Below are 11,820 nucleotides of genomic sequence, written 5' to 3'. Positions count from 1 at the left end.
CCCGAGAATTATGGTTGCTGGATCTGCACGTACCAGCGGGCAACCGTGGCACGTTCCTGATCGGTCATTCCAGTCAGGTTGCCGATCGGCATATACCTGGTCTGCACCGTGAATGCGATCCGCTCGGCCTGGTTCAAGATCAGGTCGGGCGATTCCAGCACGATCCCCAGGGGTGCGGCAACGAATCCCGACTGGGTCGGTTGGCTGGCGTGGCAGGAGACGCAGCGGGCGTCGATAATCTGCGAGATCTGCGCCTCGCTGACGCGGTTCGAGTCGTCACTTTCGATTGCCTCGGGCCTGAGATACCAGATCACCGACAGCAGCAGGACCACCGCGATCGTCGGCAGTGCGAGGCTTGCCTGGTGGCTGTGACGCAGTACGAAATACTGTCGGATCAATACGCCGGCTAACATGATTGTGATCAGCACCAGCCAGCCATGCTCATGACTGTAGGTCACCGGGTAATGATTGCTGATCATGATGAACAATACCGGTAGCGTGAAGTAGGTGTTATGCACCGAACGCTGCTTGCCGATGATCCCCGGCTCGGCATCGGGGGTTTCACCCGCGCGTATTTGCGCAACGACTTGCTTCTGGCCCGGGATAATCTGGAAGAACACGTTGGCCGCCATGATGGTGCCCATCATCGCACCCACGTGCAGAAAGGCGCCCCTGGCACTGAACAGTTGAAACAACAGCCAGGCCGACAGTGATACTAAAACGAATATGATCGCCGCGAGTAACGAGTCTTTACCTCGTAGCGCATTGCATAAAAGGTTGTAAACAATCCAGCCACCGCCAAGCACGCCAATGCTGATTGCGACCGCCGAGGCTGGCGACAATGCCATCACCTGTTGATCGATCAGGTAGGTTTTAGCCCCGAACCAGTAAACCACCGCGAGCAACCCCATGCCCGACAGCCAGGTCGTATAAGCTTCCCATTTTGACCAGTGCAGGTTTTCCGCCAGCGGCTCGCCCACCGGCCCGAGCAGGAACTTCTGGCTCTGGTACACACCTCCGCCATGTACCGCCCACAGCTCACCGCTGACCCCGCGTTCCTCATCCTGTTTGCGCGCCGGTTTGCTCAGCGAGCTGTCGAGCATGACAAAGTAAAAAGATGCGCCGATCCAGGCAACGCCGGCGATGAAATGCAGCCAGCGCAGCAACAGGTTAGCCCAGTCGAGGAGATATGCTTCCATAAACGAATTTCAGCCCGGATGAAGCCGGGTAGTGATACAAAGACATCACTACCCGGTACCGCCTAGTTCGGGATCGTGCTGACCACTCCCTGGAGGTAATAATTCATTTTGTTGAGTTCTTCATCGGTCATGTTCCTCCCCTCGGGAACGATGGTTTTTCCGCCCTGGTCGACCACCGGGCCGGCAAAGGGATGCAAGGTGCGCGCCTCCAAAGCCCTTTCCATGTTCCTGATACGGTTTTGTAAAGGCTCCGGGATAGCGTCATTTAATGGCGCCAGTTTTATCATGCCGCGCGGATATCCGCCCCAGATACTGACGGGAGCCCAGGTTCCGGCAAGCACCTGCTTGACCGTGTCGACATAAAAGTCACCCCAATGGTGGGTGGTCGCGGTCAGGTGTGCCTTGGGACCATACTTGGACATATCAGAGTGATAACCAAAGGCATACACGCCCTCCTCTTCAGCTGCCTGCACCACCGCGGTCGAATCGGTATGGTGGGTGACGACATCGACACCCTGCGAAATCAGGGTAATCGCCGCCTGGCGCTCCTTGCCGGGGTCGTACCATGAATTCACCCAGATCACACGCAGTTCGGCCTCGGGATTAACGCTACGCGCACCCTTGATGAACGCGTTAATGCCTTGCAGTACTTCCGGAATCGGAAATGCGGCAACGTAACCCAGCACGTTCGACCGGGTCATTTCACCGGCAATGACGCCGGTCAGGTAACGGCCCTCGTAAAACCGCGCATTGACCAGGCCCATGTTTTTACCGAGCTTGTAGCCGGTGGCGTGCACGAAAGCGGTATTCTTGAATTGCTTGGATACCTTGAGCGCATAATTCATGTAGCCGAAGCTGGTCGCAAAGATGACCTTGTCACCGCGTTTGGCCATTTCACGAATCACGCGTTCGGCGTCGGCCCCCTCGGCCACGTTCTCGACGTAACTGGTAGTGACGCCCATTTCCTTTTCGAGCTGCAATCGCCCGAGATCATGCTGGTAAGTCCAGCCGGCATCACCGATCGGACTCACGTAAACAAAACCGATATTGTTGTCGGCTGCCTGGCTCGCAGTCGTCATTGCAAATGCGAGCACCGCAATGGCGATTTGTTTAATGGTTATCTTTGTTAGTGTCATTTCCAAACCCTCCCGGGGTTACTTGTTTAAGGTTGATGTTTTCGGGTTTTGCAACCCCTGTTTATAATCTTTCATTAATTAACGCATGCTGAAGGCGAACTCTCAGGCCTCCGGTCTATAGGGCTGCCCCAGGGATACCGGCGCGTTCAGGCGCACCGTGTTCCGGTCGCGCGAAATGATTACCAGTACCACGATCGTCGCCAGATAAGGCAGCGCCGATAGAAATTGCGACGGAATGTTGATCTCGAGCCCCGAACCCTGCACGAATAGCTGCGCCACCATGACGCCACCAAAAAGGTAGGCCCCGACCAGTACCCGGAACGGGCGCCAGGTGGCAAACACGACCAGCGCTATCGCAATCCAGCCACGGCCCGATACCATGCCCTCGACCCACAGCGGCGTGTAAAACACCGACAGGAAGGCGCCACCGATACCCGCCATCGCGCCTCCGAAAAGCGTTGCCAGGTAACGAATTTTAATCGCGTGGTAACCGATCGAGTGTGCCGACGACGGTGATTCACCTACCGCGCGCAACACCAGGCCGGGACGGCTGCGATACAGAAACCAGGCAATCCCGGCGAATAACGCCCAGGAAAAGTAAACCAGTGCCTGCTGATTAAACAACGGTTCGCCGATAATCGGCAGGTCGGCGAGCAGCGGAATACGAATGGCCCCCACGGTCGGCAAAATTTCTGACTCGTAGGGTTTACCGATAAAGGCCGAGAGACCGACGCCAAGAATCGACAACGCCAGCCCGCTGGCAACCTGGTTAGCCATCAGGCTCAACACCACAACGGCAAAAATGAACGACATGGCGGCTCCGGCGGCCATGCCGGCAAGCACACCCAGCCACGGATTGCCGCTGTGCAGGGTCACCGCGAATCCCGCAATCGCACCCATCGCCATCATGCCTTCCGCACCCAGGTTCAATACCCCGGACTTCTCGGCGATCAGCTGCCCCAGCGCAACGATAATCAACGGCGTTCCGGCAACGATGGTCGCGAACAGGATCGAACTGATGATTGAGCCATCCATCAGGCCGGGGCCTCCGTCCAGCGTACGCGGTAGTTGATGAAGACGTCCGAACCCAGCAGGAACATCAGCAACATGCCCTGGAATACGTTGGATATCGATGACGGCAGGGCCAGATATTGCTGTGCCTGTTCACCACCGAGGTAGAGCAGGGCCATTAACAGGCTTGCGAAGAATATGCCGACGGGGTTCAGGCGCGCGACGAAGGCAACGATAATTGCGGCAAAGCCGTAATCATTCGATACGTGCTCGGTGAGCTGCCCCATCGGGCCGGCGACTTCGGACATACCGGCGAGTCCGGCCATCCCGCCACCACTTAACAAGCCGATCCAGACCATGCGCCTGGCCGAAAATCCGGCGTAGCGCGCTGCATCTTTCGCGTAGCCCGCGACCTGCATCTGGAAGCCGGTGAAGCTGCGATACATGAATATATATCCCGCCAGTAAGGCGCCGATGGCAAAAACGAAGGCAAGATTGAGCCTGTTTTCGTCACTCAGCAGTGGCAACAGGGCCGGATCTTCAAACATTCGGGACTGCGGAAAATTAAATCCGTCCGGGTCCATCATCGGTCCGTGCACCAGCCACGAAACCAGCAGCTGGGCGACGTACACCAGCATTAATGACACCAGGATTTCATTGGTATTGAACCTTGTTTTCAAAAAAGCCGGAATCGCTGCCCACAGCATCCCGCCGATAGCGCCCGCGATCACCATCAGGATCAACACGTGCGCACCTTCCGACTCGTGAAAGTAAAGCGCCACGGCGCTGGCCGCAACGCCGCCTAAAATGAGCTGACCCTCGGCGCCGATGTTCCAGACATTGGCGCGAAATCCGACCGCGAGCCCGACAGCGATTAACATCAACGGTGTCGCCTTGAGCAGCAGTTCTGATATTCCATACAAATCACTGATGGGATTGATGAAGAAGACCTTGAATCCCTCGAGCGGGTTTTTGCCAAGGAAAGTAAACAGCAGCAAACCACCGATCAGCATCAGCACGATTGCGATTAACGGTGAGGCATACGACATCATCTGCGAAGCCTCCGGACGCCGCTCGAGCCTAATCACGTGCCACGGCCCCCACGGCTGTCGACTGATCCCACATGCCGCTCATCCAGACCCCGATTTCATCGATGTTGGTATCGGCGAGTTTCTTTACCGGCGAGAGGCGGCCATTGGCGATGACCGCGATGCGATCCGAAATTTCGAACAGTTCCTCGAGTTCTTCCGAAATGACGAGGATCGCCGTGCCCTCGTTGCGCAGGTCGATTAATGCCTGGCGTATAAACGCGGCGGCACCGACATCGACACCCCAGGTCGGTTGCGCCACTACCAGCAGTTTCGGGGTTAACAAGATCTCGCGACCCATGATGAATTTCTGCAGATTACCGCCTGAAAGCGAGTTTGCGGCATGTTCGACACCACCACACTTGACGTTGAAGCCATCGATGCATTTGCCGGCAAATGCCGAGATCTTGTCGAACTGGATCATGCCGTGTCTCAGCATTCCCGAGCGATGCGCGGTCAGTAACGCATTCTCGGTCAGCGACATGCGGGGTACCGCGCCTCTCCCAAGACGCTCTTCGGGAACGAAACCCATGCCACTGCTGCGACGCAGGTCGGGTAGATCCCGACCCGATGGCTTACCACAAATCGTGATCGCACCCGCATCGCTAACCGGCTCCTCGCCCGAGAGTGCGTACAGCAACTCCTGTTGCCCGTTACCCGATACCCCGGCGATACCGAGGATTTCCCCCGAGCGCACCTCGAGATTGATATCCTGTAAATCGGTACCGAAAGGATCGTCCGATGTCTTCGACAAGCGGCTTAGCTGCAGGCGGATTTCACCGAGTTCCGTCGGCGCACTATGCTCGGGAACCGGCAGTTCCTTGCCGATCATCAGGCTCGCCATCGATTTCGGAGTTTCCTCGGACGGAATACAGTCGCCGGTTACCTTGCCATCGCGTAATACCGTGGCCACGTGGCAGAGCTCCTGAATTTCGTCCAGCTTATGGCTGATATAGAGAATACTGCAGCCCTCGGCGGCCAGTTGTCGCAGGGTATCGAACAGTTTACGTACCGCCTGCGGCGTTAATACTGAAGTGGGTTCGTCCATGATCAGCAACTTCGGATTCTGCAGCAGGCAACGGATGATCTCGACCCGTTGCCGCTCACCTACCGAAAGCGCGTGCACCAGGCGCTGGGGATCGACCGGCAGACCGTAACGATTGGAGACCTCGGTAATCTGCCCGGCAAGCTGCTTCAAATCAGGATTACCGGGTAATGCCAGGGCCACGTTCTCTACCACGTTCAGGGTTTCGAACAGCGAGAAATGCTGGAACACCATACCAATGCCAAGACTCCTGGCATGCGCCGGGTTCTCGACCTGAACCACTTCGCCTTCCCATTTCATTTCGCCGGCGTCGGGCTTGGCAACGCCGTAAATCATTTTCATCAATGTCGATTTGCCCGCGCCATTTTCGCCCAGCACCGCATGAATCTCGCCACGTTTTACCGCCAGGGACACGTCTTCATTGGCGATTACCGACGGATAGATCTTGGTAATCCCGTGCAGCTCGAGCCTTGGTGTGTGATCGGCATCCGTGCTGGACGTCATGCTCTCCCCCCTGCCTGGTAGGATGATTTATTATTGGTTTGCTTATCGTTATGCGCACGATCGTATACCTGCAGGATTTCGGCAGCAACCGAAATCGCGATCTGGGCCGGTTGCTTGCTGCTGATTCCGTCAACACCGATCGGGCAGGTCATACGTTTTAACTTTTCATCAGAAATTCCACGACGCTGCAGGCGGGTTTCGAAGTTGCGACGTTTCGACCGGGAACCGATTAATCCAAAGTAGGTAAAATCGTCACGCTTGAGAATCTGCTCGCACAGACGCTGATCGAGCCCATGATCGTGCGTCATCACCAGGAAATAACTTCCCGCTGCCGCGGCATCGATTTCCGCTTCCGGGGTATCGGTACAGATCGTGGTGATGCCCCGCTGCGCCTGCTGCGGCAGCACATCGTCGCGAGTATCGATCCAGCTGATCTTTATCGGCAGATCTTGTAGCGCCCGGACCACTGCCTGTCCGACGTGTCCCCCACCGAACAGGTAAAGTTCAACAGGTTCTTCCTCGCTCGCGATGCTGTCCCAGTCACTGTTTTCGGTGAGCCACTCGAACATCAGGTTTACCAGTCCACCGCAACACTGCCCGAGGCCCGCACCGAGCGGAAAGCGCTGGACTCCGTCATCGGCGCCGCGCTGGAGTTGATCTCGTGCAATACGACAGGCCTGAAATTCGAGATTACCGCCGCCAATCGTGCCGTACAGGCGTTCGGCCGTGACGATCATTTTTGCGCCCGGTTCGCGCGGCGCCGAACCGACAATCGAATCGACACTCACCAGCACCGCCGGGGTCTGATTGAGCTGCAGTTCGATCACGCTATCCTGCCAGTCGGTCATTTCGCCTCCGAGCGAACCGCATCGATTGCATCAAGAATTGCTTCCGGGGTCGCGGGCGCCCGTAGCGGCGGATTGATGCGGTTATCGGCGAGGCTTGCGATCGCATCGCGAATCGCGAAAAACACCGAGAAAGGCAGCAGCAGCGGCGGTTCACCCACCGCCTTGGAGCGCAGTATCGTGTCTTCGACGTTGTGGTTCTGGTACAGCCTTGTAGTGAAATTTTGCGGGCAATCGGTGATAGTTGGAATCTTGTAAGTGGAAGGTGCATGCGTCGTGAGCCTGCCCTGTTCGTTCCAGCAGAGTTCTTCGCTGGTCAGCCAGCCCATGCCCTGGATATAGGCGCCTTCGATCTGGCCGATATCGATTGCCGGGTTTATCGAGTTACCGGCGTCGTGCAGAATATCGGCCTGCAGCAACTTCCATTCGCCGGTCAGCGTATCGACAATCACTTCCGAAACCGCAGCGCCGTATGCAAAGTAATAAAACGGGCTGCCCTGCATCGCGTCTCGGTCCCAGTTAAGTCCGGGCGTCTTGTAAAATCCGTCGGACCAGAGCTGCACCCGATTCTGGTAGGCCTGTACCACCAGTTCCTGGAACGAAATCTGCCCGGAGCCCCAGCTGACGATGTTATCGGCAAACTCGACTTCGGATAAGTTGGCCCCATGCTGTTCGGCGACAAATCCGGCCAGGCGGTTACGAATCTGGCGGGCGGCGTTCTGCGCCGCCTTGCCGTTGAGATCGCTGCCAGTCGAGGCAGCGGTGGCCGAGGTATTGGCCACCTTGCTGGTATCGTTGGCGGTGGCGCGTACCCGCTCGATATCGATGCCAAGCTCGAGCGCGACCACCTGTGACACCTTGGTGTGCAGGCCCTGTCCCATTTCGGTACCGCCATGATTGACCAGCACGGTACCGTCGGTATAGATATGAACCAGCGCACCCGCCTGGTTGAAGTGGACCACGTTAAACGAAATACCGAATTTAACCGGCGATAACGCGAGGCCTTTACGCAGCACCGGGCTGCCGCGGTTAAACATGGCTACCGCCTCGCGGCGCGCATCATAATCGCTGCTGGTTTCGAGCTCGGCAACCAGTTCATGGATAACGTTATCCCTGACCAGTTGGCCGTAGGGCGTGGTGTTACGCTCATCCTGCCCGTAAAAATTGACCTTGCGCACTGCCTGCGGATCCTGGCCAAGCTCACGCGCAATATTATCGATGATATATTCGATCGCGATCGCACCCTGCGGGCCGCCGAAACCGCGAAACGCGGTATTGGACTGGGTATTGGTTTTAACGCTGTAAGCATCGATGGCGACATCGCCGAGGTAGTAAGCATTGTCAAAATGACACACCGCGCGCGTGACGACCGGCCCGGTCAGGTCTGCCGAAAACCCGGCCTGTGCCGCCATTTCGACTTTAGCCCCGTGGATCAGGCCATCATCGTCGTAACCCACGTCGTATTCAAACTCGAAGCCATGGCGTTTCCCGGTTATCAACATGTCGTCATCACGATCAAGACGCAGCTTTATCGGGCAATGAAGACGATAAGCAGCGACCGAGGCAATGCAGGCAAAGATCGCCGACTGCGATTCCTTGCCGCCGAATCCGCCACCCATGCGGCGCATTTCGACCACCACCTGGTTAAAATCGATGTCGAGCGCATGGGCGACAACCTGCTGCATTTCGGTGGGGTGTTGCGTCGAGCACCACAAATGGAAACAACCGTCCTCTTTCGGGGCGACGTAGGAAATCTGTCCCTCGAGATAAAACTGTTCCTGGCCGCCAACTGAAATCTGGCCCTGCATCCGGTGCGGCGCCGACTTCAATGCCTGTTCGGCATCACCGCGTCGTAACCGCATCGGTGGCAGCACCCAGGATTGCTGTTGTTTGCCCGTGGCGACATCGAGCACCGCCGGCAAAGGCTCGTACTCGATACTGGCCAGGCCGACCGCCTTGCGCGCCTCGATGTACGAAGTCGCTACCGCGGCAAATATCGGTTGCCCGATAAACTGCACCAGGCCATCGGCGAGAATCGGGTCATCGTGAATAATGGGGCCACAGTCGTTGTGACCGGGAATATCGTCGGCAACGATGACCGCAACCACACCGGGTGCCGATTGCACCGCCTCCAGGTCGATGGATTTGATCCTGGCATGCGCCTGCGAGCTCAAACCCAGCGCAATATAACGGGTACCTGCAAGTTCCGGGATATCGTCGACGTAAGTAGCTTCACCGGCAACATGCAGCGCCGCCGATTCGTGCGGAATGGAAATGCCAGGCGCGGTTTCCCTGGCCTGCTGTATGACCCGGTCTTCCATTAACCCGTCACCGCGAAAACGTTAACTGCAGAAGGCTCGAGCGCCTGCTGCGATCGGGTTTCGAGGTAAAACCGGTACAGCAGGTTGGCCGTGGCACGACCGCGATAGCCGGCGCTTGCGCGCATGTCTGACAACGGCGCAAAATCCTCGGCGAACTTCTGCATCGCCGCGCGTACCGATGGCTCGTCCCAGTTTCCACCAGTGAGTAGTTTTTCGGTTAACAGGGCGCGTTTCGGGATCGCGGCCATGCCGCCCAGGGCGATGCGAATTTCGCTAACGGTATCACCATCGAGTCGCAGTGCGAAAGCAGCACAGACCGCCGATATATCCTGGTCGAAACGTTTGCTGAGCTTGTAACAGCGTAGCTTGAGCTGATCATCCCGCGGTGGAATCTCGATGGCCTCGATAAATTCACCCGGCTGCAACGCGTTTTGCATGTAATCGACATACAGGTCTTCGAGCGCCATTTCACGCACTGCTTTACCGTGGCGCAACCTGACCCAGGTTTTAATCGTGATCAGCGCCGGCATCGAATCGCCGATCGGCGAACCGTTGGCGATATTGCCAACCAGGGTGCCCGCATTGCGCACCGGCACCGACGCAAAGCGACGGAACATTTCGGTAAATTCCGGGTATTGCGCGCAAATAGCATCACCGGCATCGCTCAGTGTCACCGCAGCGCCCACCTCGAGGTTGCCCTGGTCTGACCTGACCTGCCTGAGCTCCGCGACATTACCGAGGTAGATAACCACCGGCAATTCCCGCAGCTGCTTGGTTACCCACAGACCGACATCGGTGCCGCCGGCGAGAATCAGGGCCTCGGGCGTTTGCTGGTAAAGGTTTGCGAGCTCATCCAGGCTGGCCGGCGCATGATACTGCGCCTGTTCGAGTTCCAGAGACAGGCCGGCTTTGCGCCGCATACCAAGCAGCTGTTTACGCAGCTGCCGATCCTGGTTTCGCGGCGTCGGGTAGACGTACATGCGCACACAGGCCTCGACGATGGGCCGATAACCGGTACATCGGCAAAGGTTACCGGACAATGCATCGTCGATTTCATCGCGGCTGGGACTGGCATTATTTTTGTACAACGCAAACATCGACATGATGAAGCCCGGCGTGCAGAAACCGCACTGCGAACCGTGGCAATCGACCATGCTCTGCTGCACGGGATGCAGGCTGCCATCCGCCGCCTTCAACGACTCGACTGTAAACAGGGCCTTACCGTCAAGGGTTGGTAAAAACTGAATGCAGGCATTGACCGCGCGGTAATTAAGTTCATCGTCTATCAGTTCAGCAACCACGACGGTGCAGGCACCACAATCCCCCTCGGCACAGCCTTCCTTGCTGCCCGTGCGCCGCAAGTCTTCGCGCAGATACTGCAGTACCGTGCGCGTCGGTTCGATCTCATCGATTTCGATCAACTTGCCATCGAGAAAAAAACGGACCGAATCCACTAGGATCCCCGGTAAGTCGAGTAAGCCCACGGGGAAACCAGCAAGGGTACGTGGTAGTGCTGCCCGGAATCGGCAATACCAAAACGAAGCACCACTTCATCGACGAAGGGCGGCTCAGGTAAATCAGCATTCCGATTTCGAAAGTACTGCCCGGCGTGGAAAACCAGTTCGTAGATACCGGGAACAAATGCATCGGCTTCGAGGATCGGCTTATCCAGTCGCCCATCGGCATTGGTACTGTCGCGACCCAGTTCCTGCCGCTCTGGATTGACCCGGTAAATTACGATTTCAACGCCACCAGCCGGACAGCCGTGCGCGGTATCCAGAACATGCGTTGTCAGCCTCCCCATATCTACACCCCTCAGTAGCAGACGTGCTAAAGTCGCATTAAATGATAATATTGTCAACACTTTGATAAATTATTGTTAACAATTTTATTATCATGCTACACTCGCAGACTAATGCGACAAGCGACTCGAACAAAGATGGCAGTACAAAAAAACAAACCCAGCCAAACCGGGATCAGCGAAGATGACGTCTTGCGGCAGATCGAGCAGGCGGTACTTGACCATCGACTGGCGCCGGGAACCAAGCTGAAAGAGGTACAACTTGCCAACCTTTTCGGCGTCAAGCGCGGCCTGATACGCAAGGTACTCACGCGCCTGGCGCATTCGCGCCTGGTGGATCAGACGCCCAACCGGGGCGCAACCGTGGCGAAGCCATCGGTCAAGGAAGGACAGGATTTATTCGCCACTCGCAGGGTAATCGAATCGGCAATCCTCGAAACCCTGATCGGTCGTGTGGAGGAAAAGCATATCCAGCAGCTTGGCAAGATGCTGGACCAGGAACAAAAGGCCTACCTGCGCGGCGATAGCGAACGCGCACTGTCGCTGTCGGTCGATTTTCACCGCGAGCTTGCACACATGGCAGGTAACTCTGTGCTTGAAGAATACCTCAACGATATCATTCGCCGTACACCGCTGGTCATCCTGACCCATCTCGGGATTGATGAACAGAATCGTTGCCGTAACCAGGAGCACGAGGCGATTGTTGACGCCATTGCAAAACGCGATGTCAGGACTGCAAAAAAGGTCATGAACCAGCATCTGCTGCATATCGAAAGCAAGATCAAGCACAAACCCGAGAAACCACCGGCCGACCTGGCCACTTTGTTGCGCCCGCAAAAGGTCGAGGAGCCCGCGTGAGCGCCTACCCGC

Annotated in this window: 10 protein-coding genes; 1 reads left to right on the top strand and 9 read right to left on the bottom strand. The window is 57.0% G+C overall.

What is annotated here, in order from left to right; genetic code table 11:
• Positions 1-8 precede the first annotated feature (8 nt).
• The 9 genes from OES20_01045 to uraH form a co-directional block, all read right to left on the bottom strand.
• Complete coding sequence (locus OES20_01045) at positions 9-1,199, bottom strand: urate hydroxylase PuuD (GenBank protein MDH3633267.1); 1,191 nt, start codon at positions 1,197-1,199, stop codon at positions 9-11.
• Between the two features lie 62 nt (positions 1,200-1,261).
• The gene (locus tag OES20_01040) at positions 1,262-2,278 is read right to left on the bottom strand and encodes a BMP family ABC transporter substrate-binding protein (GenBank protein MDH3633266.1); all 1,017 of its coding nucleotides are present in this window, start codon (positions 2,276-2,278) and stop codon (positions 1,262-1,264) included.
• 159 nt (positions 2,279-2,437) lie between these two features.
• Positions 2,438-3,370: an ABC transporter permease gene (locus OES20_01035; protein ID MDH3633265.1), complete on the bottom strand. Its 933-nt coding sequence runs from the start codon at positions 3,368-3,370 to the stop codon at positions 2,438-2,440.
• On the bottom strand, positions 3,370-4,434 hold the full coding sequence (locus tag OES20_01030; protein ID MDH3633264.1) for an ABC transporter permease: 1,065 nt from the start codon (positions 4,432-4,434) through the stop codon (positions 3,370-3,372). The genes OES20_01035 and OES20_01030 overlap by 1 nt, the downstream gene beginning before the upstream one ends.
• Positions 4,427-5,983, bottom strand: a complete 1,557-nt coding sequence (locus OES20_01025) for an ABC transporter ATP-binding protein (protein ID MDH3633263.1) — start codon at positions 5,981-5,983, stop codon at positions 4,427-4,429. Before OES20_01025 ends, OES20_01030 begins: the two co-directional genes overlap by 8 nt.
• Entirely contained in the window at positions 5,980-6,831 is an 852-nt protein-coding gene (xdhC, locus tag OES20_01020) for a xanthine dehydrogenase accessory protein XdhC (protein ID MDH3633262.1), read from the bottom strand. Before xdhC ends, OES20_01025 begins: the two co-directional genes overlap by 4 nt.
• Positions 6,828-9,149 carry a xanthine dehydrogenase molybdopterin binding subunit gene (xdhB, locus tag OES20_01015; GenBank protein MDH3633261.1) on the bottom strand — a complete coding sequence of 774 codons (2,322 nt, stop codon included), beginning with the start codon at positions 9,147-9,149 and terminating at the stop codon, positions 6,828-6,830. The genes xdhC and xdhB overlap by 4 nt, the downstream gene beginning before the upstream one ends.
• A complete protein-coding gene (gene xdhA / locus OES20_01010) occupies positions 9,149-10,603 on the bottom strand; it encodes a xanthine dehydrogenase small subunit (GenBank protein ID MDH3633260.1) in 1,455 nt (484 codons plus the stop codon). The genes xdhB and xdhA overlap by 1 nt, the downstream gene beginning before the upstream one ends.
• The gene (uraH, locus tag OES20_01005) at positions 10,603-10,953 is read right to left on the bottom strand and encodes a hydroxyisourate hydrolase (GenBank protein MDH3633259.1); all 351 of its coding nucleotides are present in this window, start codon (positions 10,951-10,953) and stop codon (positions 10,603-10,605) included. Before uraH ends, xdhA begins: the two co-directional genes overlap by 1 nt.
• A 135-nt stretch (positions 10,954-11,088) precedes the next feature.
• Between uraH and OES20_01000 the strand changes: the two genes are divergently transcribed.
• Positions 11,089-11,808 carry a GntR family transcriptional regulator gene (locus tag OES20_01000; GenBank protein ID MDH3633258.1) on the top strand — a complete coding sequence of 240 codons (720 nt, stop codon included), beginning with the start codon at positions 11,089-11,091 and terminating at the stop codon, positions 11,806-11,808.
• Positions 11,809-11,820 lie beyond the last annotated feature (12 nt).

It is taken from the genome of Gammaproteobacteria bacterium (assembly GCA_029862005.1).
In the GTDB taxonomy this organism is placed as follows: Bacteria; Pseudomonadota; Gammaproteobacteria.
Note: the sequence above shows the minus strand (reverse complement) of the source record. Positions and strands in the feature narration are given on the sequence as shown.